Raw genomic sequence first — 15,225 nt, 5'->3', positions numbered from 1 at the left:
ATATTTAAAATGGCCAAAAATAGGGGATTGCAAAGGTACCAATAATCCAGAATAAAATGTTGAGCGGAGTTCCTACTTTCACAAAATCAGTAAAAGTATATTGCCCGGGCCCAAATATCATGGTATTGGTTTGATATCCGATGGGAGTCATAAAGCTCAGGGAGGCTGCGAGTGTGACAGCAACCAACATAGGTGTAGGATTTACGCCAATAGATGACGCAGCTTCTATGGCAATGGGAGCCAGAAGAACGGCTGTTGCATTATTGGAGATGATATTAGTGAGCATCATGGAGAGAAAGAAGAAAGCGGAGAGTACAGCCCTGGGCCCCAATGACTCGAGTTGAGTAATTAGAACATCTACTAAAACCTGGGCTGCGCCGGTCTTTTGCATGGCTATGCCAAGGGGTAAAACGCCCCCTAACAAGAAAATGACTTTCCAGTTTATGGATTGATAGGCTTCCTCATTGGTAATACAACCGGATAGTATCATTAATATCACCCCACAAATAGCAGTAGCCACAATGGGAAGTATTCCAAAAGCAGCAAGCCCTACCACACCGGCTATGATTCCCAAGGCTACCGGGATTTTCTTGGTCTTATATTCAGGTACTTCAATTTCAGTAGCTAACACAAATTCTTCAGCTGTTTTAATATCATTGACCCGTTCTTTTTTAGCATAAAGGAGTAGCGAGGTGCCACTTTGTAGCCGTATTTCAGAAAGGTGTTCTTGCTGTACTTTTCCCTTTTGTCGAATAGCCAGTACCATTGCCTCATATTGATGAAACAGGTTAAGATCTTGGAGTTTTTTACCTTCAAAAGAGGACTCCGGAGCTAAAACAGCCTCAACCAGCTGGGCATTTCCAAGTTCAAAATCTTTATCCTCCCAGTGTTTGGAAGGTTTTATGAGAACATCTTCCCGGTTTAGGAGTTTGTTTAACTCTTTGACACTTCCGCGGATTCGAAGCACATCTTTAGCTTGCAGGTTGACAGAATACCGGTCTTGTTTTGTATTTCCTTTCGTATCAAATACTTCAACTATATCGAGATCGAGATCTTGAATGAGTTTGGTATCTTTTAATGGAGTATCTACAAATGGTGAGTTCGGTTGCAGTATCACATCTGTGAGGTAACTCTGCATTTTAAAAGTATCCGTTAGGGACTCATCTTTTCGCCGTTCCGGAATAAGGTTCATGCCCATCGTGAAAATGTAAATAAATCCAGCCGCAAAAAAGATGATCCCAACCGGGGCAAATTCAAACATTCCAAATCCCGCTAAATCATTATCTCTTGCAATTGAGTCAACCAGCAAATTGGTTGATGTTCCTATCAGCGTACAAACGCCTCCAAACATGGCTGCAAAAGACATGGGCATAAGCAATTTTGATGGGCTTTCATCTAAATCTCTGGATAAGCTTATTATGACGGGAATAAAAATTGCTACAGCTGCAGTGTTGTTTATAAAAGCCGAAATAACCCCAATAACCAGCATAATGATACATATAGCGAGTCGGTAGTTGAGCTTGCCTAATTCGAAAAAATAATCACCCACAATATCTAAAGCTCCGGTTTGCCGTAATCCTTCACTTAGAATAAACATACAAGCGATGGTAACCGTAGCAGGATTGCTAAACCCTGATAATCCCTCTTCAGGAGTCAAAATACCTGATACTACTAAAATAGCGAGAAGAATGAGGGAAGTTATATCAAAGGAAATTCTTTTGTTGACAAAAAGGATGATTGCCAACAGTATCAGTCCGTATACAAACCAAATTTCAGGGGTGATACCAAACATGCATTGACTTTATTCACTAAATATGACTTAACAAATATCCTAAGTATGATTGATTTATAAAAGTCATTTTCTTGTTAAGAAGTAAATAAAATAGCTGTAATCAAGTTTTGAAAACCGAGATGGAAAAACATTCAATTAGCCTTTATTTTTAAGTATATTCAAAGTTACTGTAAAAGCCATCTGCCATAGGTAGATTGCTTTTTTTATTTATAGAAACCGAACAAAATTGAGACATATGAGTAAAGTTCAATATCTGACACAAGAAGGTTATGATAAATTAGAAGCAGAATTGAGAGACCTTAAAACAAGAGGTCGTAAAGAAATAGCGGAGGATATTGCGGAAGCACGGGCAAAGGGTGATTTAAGTGAAAATGCAGAATATGATGCCGCCAAAGAAGCCCAAGGACATTTGGAAGATCGAATTACGAAACTGGAAGATGCACTTGCCAATGCCCGGGTATTGGATAAAAAAGACCTTGACCTGTCAAAAGTACGGGTGCTTACGACCGTAACTATTCTGAATAAGAAAATGGGTAAGGAAATGAAATACACTTTGGTTTCTCCAAATGAAGCTGATTTTAAAGCTGGAAAGATCTCTGTTGAATCTCCAATTGGACAAGCTTTAATGGGACAAGAAATTGGAGATACCGTAGAAGTAGAAGTGCCGGCAGGTACTCTTGAGCTTGAGGTGAAGAATATTGAAATCGATTGATTCCCATATAATTACATGAAACAGTTAATTGATGTATATCCCTATAGAATGGAAAGCGGAGTTCCGCTTTTTTTAATTTTTAAACGATCTTCGAATAAAATATATGCGAATCAGTGGCGCATGGTTGGTGGAAAGGTAAAAGAAGGAGAATCACATTGGGAAGCCGCGCTGCGTGAGTTGAAAGAAGAAACAGGGATTACGCCATCCAAATTTTGGACCATACCTTCAGTAAATCAGTTTTATGAGGCAGCATCTGATACGGTTCATACCATACCTGCATTTGCCGCTGAAATTGAAGGTAAAGCAGATGTTAAACTCGATGACGAACATTCCGAATATCGATGGATGAGAATCGAAGAAATTGAATCATGCATTCCCTGGCCGGAACAGCGCAGGCTGATGAAGCTGACGCATACCATATTGACCGACCAACTTCAAAACATCCTCCCGGAATGGCATATCGATATTTAGTAATCTTCTTGGTGTTGTGCCTGTTTCCATTGGCGGGATTCACACAATCAAATTCATATAATCTGAATGTGTATCCGGATATTTGGTACAACGATGTTGATGGTGTAAGAATAGGTGGTTTTGTTTTGGGGGAAATGGAAGGGGAATTCCAAAGTGGACCTCATCGTTTGGATGCCGGAGTTTGGCTTGGAACAAATTTACCTGACCTGCCGGTTTCGTATTATCTTTCTTTTACGGAACCTATCCTCAATAAAGATGACCGGCTAAATGAAGGCAATGTCCGCTTAATAAGTTCTGTGAGAACAGGTTTCAGTTTTCATGAATTGTCTGTTAACAAACGATGGCAAATCGGTTTTGATGAATATACATTTAGAGAATTGAATCTAAGTTTTACTCGGCAAAAAATGTTTGATGGTGCCTATCGTCCTTATCCACAACTGTGGAGTGACAATTGGAAATCATTGGCTGAAATTGATTTTAAGATCGGGAGAAACTTTGAAGTTGGTCGTTTCTTGTTTGAATCTGGAGTCACGCAAAAATTTGGGACTAATTCTTTTACCAAAATAGATCTTGAAATAAATCAGCAGTTTAAACTTCCCAAAGGATTTGAAATAAAACTGAGAGGATTTTCCGGGTATATTTCTGACCGGGCAGCACCGGAATTTTATTATGGAAAAAGCTATCGTCCTGCTGTTGAATGGCTACAAAAGGGAATCAGCAGGGCAGAGGGAACCATACCCCAAAATTTACTTGATGAAGGGTTGATCCATCTCACCGGTGGAGCAAACATGAGGGGATATGCAATTCAAGAATTGAAGGAACTAAATTCAAATCCAAACCCATTAAATTATCAGTTTGTGGGAGTTGTTAATACTGAAGTTGAATTTCCGAATCCTGTTAACTTGCTTTATAGAGAAAGCATTGTTGGTGATTTCATTAGATTTCGATCCTATTTGTTTGCTGATGCCGGTATTTTTTACCGTGATAATTACCAAGGCACACCTGATATAATACTGGATGAAGTAAATCAAAGTGCAGAAGCAGGTCTCGGATTCCAGTTTTCAGTAAATATTCCCGATTATTTAGGTAAAGACCGCGGATTTGCCCTGCGCTATGAAATTCCATTTTGGCTGTCCGATCCTGCTCCGGGCGATGAAAAGTTCAAATTTCGTAACTTGATCGGCATTGGCGCGGTAATCTCACTTTAAACCTCACTCACTATGAAAATTCTCGTCATCAACTGTGGAAGTTCTTCCATAAAATATCAGCTCATCAATACGGAAAGTCAGGATCGGCTTTGTAAGGGACTGGTTGAACGTATTGGTGCAGTAACCTCCATCATCAAACAAGAATTTAAGGGTGAAAAACCGTTTAAAAAGACCATGGTGATAGAAAATCATGCAGCCGCCTTAAAAACCATTATGGAATTACTATTGGAGGCCGATAATGATTATCTGCAATCGCTGGATGAAATTGAAGCTGTAGGGCACCGGGTGGTACATGGGGGAGAAACGTTCAAGGATTCGGTTTTGATTGATGAAGATGTAGAAGAAGCCATTCAGCAGGCATTTGATATTGCACCATTGCATAATCCCCCCAATCTTGATGGAATCAGAGCAGCAAAGAAGCATTTACCTGATGTGCCGCATGTAGCCGTTTTTGATACCGCATTTCACCATTCAATCCCTAAACATGCCTTTTTATATGGGATTCCAAACCGGTTATACCGGCGATACAAAATTAGAAAATATGGGTTCCACGGGACTTCCCATTACTACGTGAGCCGACAATATTTTAAAACATCCGGTACACCTAAGGAGGGTTCAAAAGTAATTACTTGTCATTTGGGCAATGGTTGCTCAGTTGCGGCTATAAAAGATGGTAATTCCTACGACACAAGCATGGGCTTTTCGCCCCTTGAAGGATTAATAATGGGAACACGAAGTGGAGATATTGATCCCTCTATTTTGTTTTATCTGATAGAGAAAGAAGAATTATCTCTTGCTAATGTCCACGCCTTGTTGAATAAACATAGTGGTTTGTTAGGATTAAGTGGCTATGCGGCTGATATGCGAGACTTGATTGAAGAAGCGGAGAATGGAGATCGTAGGTGTAATGAAGCTATTGATGTGTTCTGCTATAGAGTAAGAAAATACATCGGATCTTATATTGCCTCATTAAATGGAGTTGATGCAATTATATTCACAGGCGGAATAGGTGAAAATGCAGCACCTGTAAGAGAAATAATATTAAAAGACATGGATTATTTAGGAATTCAGATAGATTCCAAAAGAAATGAAAACGTTAATGGTGATACTGTAATCAGTTCGGATGACTCAAAGGTTGAAGTACATGTGATTCCGACCAATGAAGAATTAGTAATTGCCATTGATGCTGCAAAAATTGCAACAGCTTCCAAGCAAACACCATGGGCTTAAATTTTCGTCTTACCATAGTATATCTAAGTTTAGCGTTACTGCTTATACAAGGCTGTTCCGTAACAAGCTGGACAGTGGTTGATGACGGAGCTACAGATACTTCCGATTTTGAAATTATTGATACTCGATATTATCTCGAAGAGGGTAATAATGTAAGCCCGGAACAGCCGGTTATTAATTTCAAAATTAAGGCGGTTAATTATTATGAATACACCCAAAGAGTTAAAGCAGAGCGATATATTCAGCAGTACAGACCCAGGTTAGGATATGTGATGCTCGGGGCAGCCGCAGCCGGAATATCCTATTATGCGGCCTTTTCTGATCAACTATTATCTGAACCAACCAATCCTCAGCGATATGCGTTGGTTGGGGCAGGGACCATGCTTACAGGACTTTCCTTTTTGAACATGAAACCCATTGATGAGCCTTCACCCACAGGAGAAAGTAAACTTTTGAGAAGAACGGGAACTATTGTAGATGCAGATACCTCAGATGCTCGACCCTATGATGAATCGATCCAACCAATGATGAGCATTAATTATGGTGATACCGTACTTACCAGAAACGAAGCTCGTTCATTTAATAATGGTAGTATTAGCATAAATCTTGCAGATGAAATTGATGCAAGTATTTTTCCCGAGAATCCGTCGGATAGCATTTTTATAGAGATCAGATACGACTCACTTACAACCTCCAAAGAAGTTCAGGTATCTTCTGTTTTTGAACAGTTTGTTATTGTAGATGCCCAAATCACAGCATTAAGGAATGAGCCTGAAATTGACAATAATAATGTTTTAACAGATCTGGCTGCAGGAAGTCAATTGGAGTTTTTAGAAAAAGTGGGTGACTGGTACAAAGTACTATATGGACTTTCGGAAACTTGGGTTTCTGCAAATGATGTTCGGACTGTTTGGCGGCCTTCTGCATTTGCTTCCGATCTCTCCGTTATTACTATTCCCAACGTTCCTTTCGGCTCTGTTGATGTGGAACAAAATATACCTGAGATTCTGCAGGTTAACAGGAATTCAACAGCAGTCATTATTTCAAATAGCCAGTATGAAGGAGATTATACGGAACGAATTTATGGGGATCGGGATGCTGAATTGATGGAAGCCTATTTTACACAGGCCTTAGGAGTCAGACAAAGTAATATGTTAAAAGCTATAGATATCAATTCTATGCTCGATCTAAACAGAACCTATTCTCGCTTGGCCAATAACATTCAGGACAGTTTACACAGTGCGGCAATTTACATAAATGGGTATGCTGAAATTGAAGACTCTACCGTGTTTCTTATAGGTAGCAATTTGGGAAGAGAGATAAACAAATTAAATTTAAATACTTACTTTTCTCAACTTGCAGAGTTGGATTTACATTCACTTACCATTATTGCCGATCTGGATTTCATTGAGAATCAAAGTTATGAGGGAGTGCTTATAAGGCTGGCCGATTCTGTAATCTCAAATAATATCAATAGCGCTGTGTTATTTTCTTCGCAACCGGGGCAGAGGTCGGGAATATATTCTTCGAGTTTTGGAGATCAGAACCGACATAGCATTTTTACATATTTTCTGGCAGATGCACTAAAACAAAACAAGCTTTTAGTTAGAGAACTATTCGATCACCTTGAACGGAATGTTTCATTTACTTCTCGTAGTATTTATGATCTTCCTCAAACCCCACTGCTTTTTGGTAATCCTGAAATTGAGCTGCTGAGATAATGGGCTTAGCATACATTTTCTTAAGCATTTGTTGTTCTCTTGCCATTCCTCAGATCCTGAAACTTGCAGAAACCAATAAGCTAAATGTGCTTAAGATCTTAGTCTGTAATTACCTTGCCGGCTTCATAATCAGTCTGTTTAATTCGGAAGAGTTTTCGGTGTTACCGAATATATATACTCAGTTTGACGGGTGGTTATTAGTCATTGCTATAATTTTAGGTATCATTTTTATTGCCAACATGGTTGTGTACAGCAAATCCATAGACAGGGTGGGTATGGGAGTAAGTATTGCTGCCATGCGAATGTCTTTGATTTTCCCAATAGCGGTAAGCTTGTTTGTTTTTGGAGAACAAATTGGTGGGCTAAAATATGCCGGTATAGTTTTGGCGTTAGGTTCTCTTTTATTGATGGTACCAAGAATTCATACAAAAGGGCTTTCGGGTATTTCTGATGCCTGGCTGCCCGTACTAATTTTTTTAATGACCGGATTAGCTGATACCGGTTTAAAGGTGTATGAAAGGCTTTATTCAACCCAAATATCCGAAGATCTTTTTGTTTCAGGGATATTCTTTATTTCGTTTTTGGTAGGTATTGTTATTCTGTTAAAAAGGGAGAAGCTAAGGTTTACATTCAAAGAAGTTGGATATGGAATTGCAACCGGTATTGTTAATTTATATTCGTCAATATTTTTGATCTATGCATTGAAACTAATGCCGGGCTCTATTGTGTTTCCTCTTGTAAATGTGAGCTTGGTTGTATTTGGTACTTTTATAGGTATCTGGTTTTGGAAAGACCGGCCGTCGATTAAACAGTGGACAGGCTTGGCAATTGCAATAATTTCAATCTTTTTACTATTAGGCTAATGGATTTCATAGAAGAAATAAGAGAAAGAGCTAAATCATTTAATAAAACCATTGTTTATCCACGGTCTTCGGATTCTCGGGTTATAAAAGCAGCTCGATTTTTGAAAGATGAAAACCTTGCTTATCCCGTGCTAATTAAAGACAAAGCGGATGCTGCTATCCCCAAAGATCTTGATTTTATAGACCCGGTTTCCGATCAGAAATTAAAGCAATATGCTCAACGTTTTTATGAACGCCGCAAGCATAAAGGGATATCAGAATCAGAAGCACTGGATATTGTAAAGGAACCCCTCTTTTTTGGAGCATCCATGGTGGCCACAGGAGACGCCGACGGCTGTGTTGCAGGATCAGTTTCTACTACGGGAGATGTATTACGAGCCGCTATTCAAACCATTGGCCTGAAGCCTGGATCAAATGTGGTATCAAGTATTTTTCTGATGAGCTTTGATGATGGTCGGGTTTATACCTACGGAGATTGCGCAGTAGTACCTTATCCAAATGAAGAACAACTTGCTACCATTGCAATAGATTCAGCTCATACCCATCAAAAAGTAACGGGAGAAGCACCAAAAGTAGCAATGCTTTCATTTTCCACTAAAGGCAGTGCGGCTCACGAACGTATTGAATTGGTGCAAAATGCATTGGAAATAGTAAAAAGTCATAACCTCGATTTTGCCGTTGACGGTGAATTGCAATTTGATGCTGCTATCATTCCTGAAATCGCACAACGTAAAGCTCCTAATTCCGAGGTAGCAGGTCAGGCCATCGTATTTATCTACCCCAATCTTGATGCCGGAAATATTGCTTATAAGATCACCGAAAGGTTAGCCGGAGCTACTGCAACAGGTCCTATTATTCAGGGATTGGCTAAACCTATGATGGACCTTTCGAGAGGATGTTCTTGGGAAGATATTGTAAACACCGCTTGTGTATGCGCATTAATGTAAATAACACCCGGTGTTGTCTTGTACCTAAAGTTAAGTTCATACTTAAATTTCTTATACTTATCCCTTCAATAAATGTCTATAGCAAGTAGTACCTATGAATATATTAGCCGTTGAGCCTTTTTATAGTGGTTCTCACAAAGCTTTTCTTAAGGGATTAGAAGAGAACTCTTCTCATAACATCATCCCCATAAAATTGAATTATAAGGGATGGAAATGGCGCATGCACGGAGATTCGGTTACTTTGACAGAAATGACAAACAGGGTAGAGGAGGACATTGATCTTCTCCTAACGAGCAGTATGACGAACCTACCGGCTTTCATGGCGCTAACGAATCCGCGTTTCAGCCATACCCTGATTATCATGTATATGCATGACAATCAATTCACACGTCCCATTCCGGAAGGAGAGAGTAGAGATCTAACCTACTGCTACATTAACTTTTTAAGTATGCTGGTAGCAGATAAGCTTATTTTTTCTTCTCAGTTTCACTTGGACGATTTACTGAATGCTTTGCCCGGTTTTTTGGAAAACTTTCCTGACGGAAAACAATATGGTACTATTGATAAGATAGCTCAAAAAAGTGTTGTAATGCACCCGGGACTTGATCTTGGAAGTTTTGACAAGCAGCCTGACACCAGGTCACAAAATGAAAATCCGGTGATCGTATGGAATCAGCGCTGGCAGTTTGATAGAAATCCAGCCATGTTCTTTAGAGTGCTGAACCGGTTAAATGATATAGATTTAAAATTCGACCTGATACTTGCAGGGGACACCCAACATGAAAAACCGGAAGAATTTGAAAAAGCCTGGCAACGCTATGGACAACAAATTACTCACTTTGGATATGTAGATGACAAAGAAAATTATAGCAAACTGCTTCATTCCGGCGATATTGTAGTTTCGACGGCCAGCTATGAGTTTTTCTGCGTGGCTATTATGGAAGCGATCTATTGTGGGTGCCATCCTTTAGTGCCGAATCGGCTGCATTATCCGGAATTGATCCCTGAAAGTTTGCATAACCCATTACTCCACGCTCCGGTTTTATATGAAACTGAAGATGATCTTTTTCACTATATGAAAGATCTGTTGATCGGAGAGACAAAATCACTTCCAAAATCCTCTCTTCAAAATATCAATAAACACTTAGACTGGACTAAAAGAATTAAAGACTTTGATCGATTATTTGAAAAAACAGTAAAAGAAAAGTAAAAAAGAGATTGGGCTAATATAAGCCGAGAAATTTAAAATGGAGCATCTTCATCCGGTGCGGGATTATGGGGAAGAGGAGCTGCTCCACCATTTCCATTGTCAATAGATGATCCTCCATTGCCCTCAGGACCTGAATTTCTGGCTGCAGTAAGGTTCTCAAAGCGAGCATAATCTTTCACAAAATACATCATCTTACTTCCTACAGGACCATTCCGCTGCTTTCCAATAATGATTTCTGCAAGCCCGGCCGTTGATTGGCCTTCCTCAGTGGTAGTAATTCCATAATATTCCGGACGGTATAGAAACATTACGATATCAGCATCCTGTTCAATAGATCCTGATTCACGCAAGTCACTAAGTTGAGGTCGTTTATCTCCACCTCGTTGTTCAACCGCTCTTGAAAGCTGGGAAAGAGCAATAACAGGAACATCTAATTCCTTGGCAAGGCCTTTTAAACCACGCGAGATAGTTGCAATTTCCTGCTCACGATTCCCAATATCTTTTGAGTTGGCTTGCATAAGCTGAAGGTAATCGACTACAATCAAACCAATGCCTTTTTCACTTTTTAAACGACGACATTTTGTTCTAAGCTCCATCAAGCTGATGCCCGGGGTGTCATCAATATAAATTTCTGCACTAAAAAGGCGACTTGCTGCATCAATAAGGCGTCGGAAGTCTTCGTCTTTTAACGTTCCTTTCCGTGCTTCATCGGCTCGTACCCTTGCTTCCATAGTAAGAAGCCTCTGGACCAGTGATTGATTGGACATCTCCAGGCTGAAAAGAGCAATGGGTGTTCTTAGATTTTCATCCGGATGCATGGCAGCATTTCGTGCGGCAGTAAGTACAAAAGCTGTTTTCCCCATAGAAGGACGGGCAGCAATGATAACCAAATCACCATTTTGCCAACCTGCAGTCATATCATCAACAGCCAGCCCTGTCGGTACCCCGGTAATGCCATATTCTTTACCTCTTAGATCCTCAAGATAGGAAAGGGTATCTTTGAGTAATTTCTCAACAGGAACAGCGGTAGATCTGCTTTTTTGGTTCGATAAGTCGAAGATACTTTGTTCTGCATGATCCAGCACATCATAAGCATCAGAGGTGGTATCGTATGATTCCTTGATAATGCCGTTACTGGCTAAAATCAAATTTCGCTTTATGGCCTTTTCAATAATAATCTGGGCATGATACTCAATGTTCGCAGATGAACTCACCGAGCGTGTTAAATCTGAGAGATAAGTAGGCCCTCCGCACACTTCCAGCAAGTTATTATCCTTTAGTTCTGTCTCCACCGTAAGCAGGTCAAGCGGATTGTCACGCTCATACAAATTTGAAAGGGTCTCAAAAATATGGCGGTTGGCAGTTTTATAGAAATCAGTAGGTTTCAACATCTGCAGCGCAATAGTAGCTGCACCATGTTCAATTAACATGGCTCCCAAAACAGCCTCTTCGACTTCTACGGCCTGCGGAGGTACACGGCCGCCTTGTTCCAATTTCTCGGAATTGTTGGTCTTGTATTTATTATTGTATGAACCGGTCGATTTTGCCATTTTTTAAAGGTAGAAAATAAGAGGGTGCTGCTAATTTAGAACATCGAAAATAGGTATAAATTGAGAGGGAATTAAGAATCTTTTTAAACAAATTTTGAACATGGTTATCCACACCTGATGGAATGTCACTTTATCGGGTTAGAACTCGTATTTTATGCTCAACCATTTATAATTTCTTCTTAAATTTAATACATGCTTATAACATTTGAAGGTATAGACGGAAGCGGAAAGTCAACGCAGATATCGCTGTTAAAAAATGAATTGCAGGAACAGGGATATAGTGTTTATGTATTTCGAGAGCCTGGAGGAACGGATTTATCGGAAATGATCCGGGGCATATTATTAAATCCAGAAATAGATATAGACCCTGTGACAGAAGTTCTGCTTTTTTCTTCAGCCCGCTCTCAGTTGATAGCAGAGAAGGTAAAGCCACTGCTTGATAATAACGATGTTGTTATTTTGGACCGATTTTATGATTCAACCACTGCTTACCAGGGGTATGGGCGCCAAAGCTTAGCAATTGATCAAATTCATCAAATAAATAAAGCAGCTACCCATGGAGTGAAACCGGATGTCACGTTCTATTTAAGATTGAGTCCGCAGGTCGCAGCCGAAAGGACCAAGCATTTTGAAAAAGACCGGATGGAACTATCAGGGGAAACATTTTTTGAGCGTGTGTACAATGGATTTGAGCAATTGGCCAAAAATGAAGAAAGATTCAAAACTATTAATGCTGAAAAATCAATTGAAGAAATTCACCAAGATATTTTAAACTTCGTTAAAGAATTTTTGAGTTAATAAAGGGTTTTGAGAAGCATCAATTGCCAAATAGGGGATATAAAAAGCAATTATGGGTAATTTTCTAATTTTTATATGCCAATGGCATTGAGGGTTAGTCATTTTATCCGTAAATTTAGCACAATCTGGATGAGTCCTGCCTATTTACATGACAACCAGTTCATCAAAAGAATACAATTCTAACGATCATAACTACCAAGTAATAAATTATGGCGCACGAAAGAATCGAAATTGATTTACCTCTTGCCAAAACCTATGAACTCTTAAGCAATCCGGTTGATTTTCCAAAGTTCTTGGAACGCATAGATAAAGTGGAGAGGATTAACTCTCAAACTTTTGAATACAAAACCGAGATTGGTGATGAAGAAGAGTATCATTGGACAACTAACATAATCGATAATCTTCGCAATACACGTTTTGCCTGGATTACTATTAATGGTAATCTTAATCAAACCGGAACTATTCGATTCACTCCATTAGATAATGGTGAACGAACTCGGGTAGAATTCTCATTGGATTATCGAACATTTTTCGGTGAACCTGAAGAGGAATTAGCTTCTTTTATTGAAGATTCTCCTGCTCAATTAGCTAAAGATCTTAAAAAGTTCAAAGAATTAGCTGAAGGCGGAACCTTCAAAGAAGCTCCATTGGAGCCTAAAGAAGAAACCGAAGAAGTAACGGCATAAGGTTTAATCAAACTAAACTTTATTTATTTACTCTAATGCGCATCCGATGGATGCGCATTTTTTTTGTCTTTTTATAGAGTGATGACAAATAAAGAAAGTAGGTAGGAATTAATTTCTTAAGGAGGCTTAATCTTTGTATCCGTTTGGATTATTAGATTGCCAGCGCCAGGCATCTTCACACATTTGTTTAACTCCACGTGTTGCTTTCCAGCCTAACTCTTCTTCCGCTTTAGAAGGATCAGCATAGCAGGAAGCAATATCACCGGCTCGCCGGGACACAATTTGGTAGGGCACATCTTGTCCCGATGCTTTTTCAAAAGCTTTTACCATATCTAAAACACTGTATCCGTTTCCGGTGCCCAGGTTATATACTACTAATCCAGGCTTTTGGTTCAGCTTTTCGAGCGCTTTAAGGTGACCTAAGGCTAAATCTACAACGTGTATGTAGTCTCGTACACCGGTACCATCATGAGTTGGGTAATCATCCCCAAAAACAAATAGCTTTTCCAACTTTCCAACGGCAACTTGTGAAATGTAAGGCATGAGGTTATTTGGGATATCATTAGGGTCTTCACCTATTAATCCGCTTTTATGTGCTCCTACAGGATTAAAATAACGCAACAAGGCAATATTCCAACTGTCATCAGCAACATATAAATCTTTTAAGATGTATTCGATGAAAAGTTTTGTACGTCCATATGGATTGGTAGCAGAAAGTGGAAACTCCTCTGTAATTGGTACTTTATGAGGATCCCCATATACCGTTGCCGATGAGGAGAATACAATATTTTTAATATCATGTTCTCTCATAAGTTCACACAAGATGAGCGTACTTGTGATGTTATTATCGTAATACTCCAGTGGCTTATTTACCGACTCACCAACGGCTTTTAAACCGGCAAAGTGAATAACAGAATCTATTTTGTGAGTCGACAATATCTGACCTACAGCTTCTTTATTTAGCAGGTCTTCTTCATGAAAAGTGAGATCTTTTCCCGTAATCTTTTTAACCCTTTTTAGGGCTTCTTCACTACTATTTGAGAGATTATCGATTACAATAACCTCATGACCCTCTTCTAATAATTTAAGAACTGTGTGACTTCCAATATACCCAGCACCACCGGTAACAAGTACTTTCATAATAACTTTAGTTATCTATTTTCTCATTTAATTCTGTAATCACTCTATCGCAAAGACTTTCCATTTTTTGGATGGATTCCTCCAATTTGGCATCGGGTTCATTATCCCACAGTAAAGTTTTAGCATGTTCGTATTCATCAAGAATGGGATCTAAAGAGAGCATTTTTACTACAGGCTTTATTTTATGACCTGCTTTTCTGAAGTTTTCTTCATCTCTAACTTTTAAATACTTGGCATAATCCTCTGAAAATTGAGAGAAAGAATCTAAAGCAGCTTCTGCGAATTCTTTTATATAATCTTCCTCATCATAAAGCATTTCACTTAATCCGGAGAAGTCAATTAATTTATTCTTATCACTCAATGTAATTACTATTCGTTAACTGGTTCTGTAATGTGATGAGGAGTAGGCTTACCAAATTCATCTAAATGTACAAATACAATCTTATCTATGCTGATGATAGTTTCTTTATTGAACTTATTACGAACTACACACTTAACCGTTATTGATGTACGCCCAAATTTAACAGTTTCCATTCCAATCTCAATAACTTCTCCGAGTTTTGCAGAGTTTACAAAGTTGATCTCGGACATGTATTTTGTCACAATATTTCCCTTTCCAAGCTGACAAAGCACATAAATTGCTGCTTCTTCATCTACCCAGGAAATTACTGTACCACCGAACAGAGTGCCATGAGCGTTTAGGTCTTCCGGTTTTATTAATTTACGGCTGAAAAATCTCATCTTTACTATATTTTTAAGCTATTCAATGTTATTAACATGGATGATATTTTAGCTGTAATATAGGCAAGTAAGCAGAATTATTTTCAGCTTCATGTATAATTGTTCAATAAGATTTTCTTGAGTTCATTATTCATAAACAGTCATGCTTTTCTTATC

15 protein-coding genes are annotated in these 15,225 nt (G+C 39.0%); 10 read left to right on the top strand and 5 right to left on the bottom strand.

All coding sequences use genetic code 11. The features are described 5' to 3' along the window. Positions 1–4 precede the first annotated feature (4 nt). Complete coding sequence (locus RI561_RS08315; RefSeq protein ID WP_395079767.1) at positions 5–1,792, bottom strand: SLC13 family permease; 1,788 nt, start codon at positions 1,790–1,792, stop codon at positions 5–7. 235 nt (positions 1,793–2,027) lie between these two features. On the opposite strand from RI561_RS08315, the gene greA reads away from it, so the two are divergent. From greA to RI561_RS08275, 8 genes are all read left to right on the top strand, one after another. Continuing rightward, positions 2,028–2,504, top strand: a complete 477-nt coding sequence (gene greA / locus RI561_RS08310) for a transcription elongation factor GreA (RefSeq protein ID WP_395079766.1) — start codon at positions 2,028–2,030, stop codon at positions 2,502–2,504. 15 nt (positions 2,505–2,519) lie between these two features. Beyond that, positions 2,520–2,975, top strand: a complete 456-nt coding sequence (locus tag RI561_RS08305; RefSeq protein WP_395079765.1) for an NUDIX pyrophosphatase — start codon at positions 2,520–2,522, stop codon at positions 2,973–2,975. Next, complete coding sequence (locus RI561_RS08300) at positions 2,873–4,183, top strand: hypothetical protein (RefSeq protein WP_395079764.1); 1,311 nt, start codon at positions 2,873–2,875, stop codon at positions 4,181–4,183. The genes RI561_RS08305 and RI561_RS08300 overlap by 103 nt, the downstream gene beginning before the upstream one ends. Before the next feature lie 12 nt (positions 4,184–4,195). Then, the gene (locus RI561_RS08295; RefSeq protein ID WP_395079763.1) at positions 4,196–5,413 is read left to right on the top strand and encodes an acetate/propionate family kinase; all 1,218 of its coding nucleotides are present in this window, start codon (positions 4,196–4,198) and stop codon (positions 5,411–5,413) included. Beyond that, a complete protein-coding gene (locus tag RI561_RS08290; protein WP_395079762.1) occupies positions 5,404–7,134 on the top strand; it encodes a caspase family protein in 1,731 nt (576 codons plus the stop codon). The genes RI561_RS08295 and RI561_RS08290 overlap by 10 nt, the downstream gene beginning before the upstream one ends. Beyond that, the gene (locus RI561_RS08285; protein WP_395079761.1) at positions 7,134–7,997 is read left to right on the top strand and encodes an EamA family transporter; all 864 of its coding nucleotides are present in this window, start codon (positions 7,134–7,136) and stop codon (positions 7,995–7,997) included. Before RI561_RS08290 ends, RI561_RS08285 begins: the two co-directional genes overlap by 1 nt. Continuing rightward, the gene (gene pta, locus RI561_RS08280; RefSeq protein WP_395079760.1) at positions 7,997–8,944 is read left to right on the top strand and encodes a phosphate acetyltransferase; all 948 of its coding nucleotides are present in this window, start codon (positions 7,997–7,999) and stop codon (positions 8,942–8,944) included. Before RI561_RS08285 ends, pta begins: the two co-directional genes overlap by 1 nt. 94 nt (positions 8,945–9,038) lie before the next feature. After that, a complete protein-coding gene (locus RI561_RS08275; RefSeq protein ID WP_395079759.1) occupies positions 9,039–10,154 on the top strand; it encodes a DUF3524 domain-containing protein in 1,116 nt (371 codons plus the stop codon). A 32-nt stretch (positions 10,155–10,186) separates the two neighbouring features. Here RI561_RS08275 and dnaB read toward each other — a convergent pair whose 3' ends face one another. Further along, positions 10,187–11,704 carry a replicative DNA helicase gene (gene dnaB / locus RI561_RS08270; RefSeq protein ID WP_395079758.1) on the bottom strand — a complete coding sequence of 506 codons (1,518 nt, stop codon included), beginning with the start codon at positions 11,702–11,704 and terminating at the stop codon, positions 10,187–10,189. A gap of 192 nt (positions 11,705–11,896) precedes the next feature. Here dnaB and tmk point away from each other — a divergent pair, with 192 nt between their 5' ends. Beyond that, positions 11,897–12,502: a dTMP kinase gene (tmk, locus tag RI561_RS08265; protein WP_395079757.1), complete on the top strand. Its 606-nt coding sequence runs from the start codon at positions 11,897–11,899 to the stop codon at positions 12,500–12,502. Between the two features lie 209 nt (positions 12,503–12,711). After that, positions 12,712–13,188: an SRPBCC family protein gene (locus tag RI561_RS08260; RefSeq protein WP_395079756.1), complete on the top strand. Its 477-nt coding sequence runs from the start codon at positions 12,712–12,714 to the stop codon at positions 13,186–13,188. A gap of 126 nt (positions 13,189–13,314) precedes the next feature. Here the strand turns inward: RI561_RS08260 and galE are convergent, their stop codons facing one another. From galE to RI561_RS08245, 3 genes are read right to left on the bottom strand one after another with little or no spacing between them, the layout of a single operon-like run. Further along, a complete protein-coding gene (galE, locus tag RI561_RS08255) occupies positions 13,315–14,328 on the bottom strand; it encodes a UDP-glucose 4-epimerase GalE (RefSeq protein WP_395079755.1) in 1,014 nt (337 codons plus the stop codon). Positions 14,329–14,335: 7 nt separating this feature from the next. Further along, positions 14,336–14,689 carry a taurine dioxygenase gene (locus RI561_RS08250; RefSeq protein WP_395079754.1) on the bottom strand — a complete coding sequence of 118 codons (354 nt, stop codon included), beginning with the start codon at positions 14,687–14,689 and terminating at the stop codon, positions 14,336–14,338. A gap of 8 nt (positions 14,690–14,697) precedes the next feature. Continuing rightward, positions 14,698–15,069, bottom strand: coding sequence for an acyl-CoA thioesterase (locus tag RI561_RS08245; protein ID WP_395079753.1), 372 nt, complete (start codon positions 15,067–15,069; stop codon positions 14,698–14,700). Positions 15,070–15,225 lie beyond the last annotated feature (156 nt).

It is taken from the genome of Gracilimonas sp., assembly GCF_031581265.1.
Taxonomy (GTDB): Bacteria; Bacteroidota; Rhodothermia; order Balneolales; family Balneolaceae; genus Gracilimonas.
This window is presented reverse-complemented; position numbering and strand designations above follow the sequence as displayed.

Bases quoted from the DNA above. Each gene is read 5' to 3' on its own strand.
- RI561_RS08245 (WP_395079753.1), bottom strand. From the start codon at position 15,069: ATGAGATTTTTCAGCCGTAAATTAATAAAACCGGAAGACCTAAACGCT.
- RI561_RS08315 (WP_395079767.1), bottom strand. From the start codon at position 1,792: ATGTTTGGTATCACCCCTGAAATTTGGTTTGTATACGGACTGATACTG.
- RI561_RS08305 (WP_395079765.1), top strand. From the start codon at position 2,520: ATGAAACAGTTAATTGATGTATATCCCTATAGAATGGAAAGCGGAGTT.
- RI561_RS08300 (WP_395079764.1), top strand. From the start codon at position 2,873: ATGCATTCCCTGGCCGGAACAGCGCAGGCTGATGAAGCTGACGCATAC.
- RI561_RS08260 (WP_395079756.1), top strand. From the start codon at position 12,712: ATGGCGCACGAAAGAATCGAAATTGATTTACCTCTTGCCAAAACCTAT.
- RI561_RS08285 (WP_395079761.1), top strand. From the start codon at position 7,134: ATGGGCTTAGCATACATTTTCTTAAGCATTTGTTGTTCTCTTGCCATT.
- RI561_RS08275 (WP_395079759.1), top strand. From the start codon at position 9,039: ATGAATATATTAGCCGTTGAGCCTTTTTATAGTGGTTCTCACAAAGCT.
- RI561_RS08290 (WP_395079762.1), top strand. From the start codon at position 5,404: ATGGGCTTAAATTTTCGTCTTACCATAGTATATCTAAGTTTAGCGTTA.
- tmk (WP_395079757.1), top strand. From the start codon at position 11,897: ATGCTTATAACATTTGAAGGTATAGACGGAAGCGGAAAGTCAACGCAG.
- RI561_RS08295 (WP_395079763.1), top strand. From the start codon at position 4,196: ATGAAAATTCTCGTCATCAACTGTGGAAGTTCTTCCATAAAATATCAG.
- greA (WP_395079766.1), top strand. From the start codon at position 2,028: ATGAGTAAAGTTCAATATCTGACACAAGAAGGTTATGATAAATTAGAA.
- pta (WP_395079760.1), top strand. From the start codon at position 7,997: ATGGATTTCATAGAAGAAATAAGAGAAAGAGCTAAATCATTTAATAAA.
- galE (WP_395079755.1), bottom strand. From the start codon at position 14,328: ATGAAAGTACTTGTTACCGGTGGTGCTGGGTATATTGGAAGTCACACA.
- dnaB (WP_395079758.1), bottom strand. From the start codon at position 11,704: ATGGCAAAATCGACCGGTTCATACAATAATAAATACAAGACCAACAAT.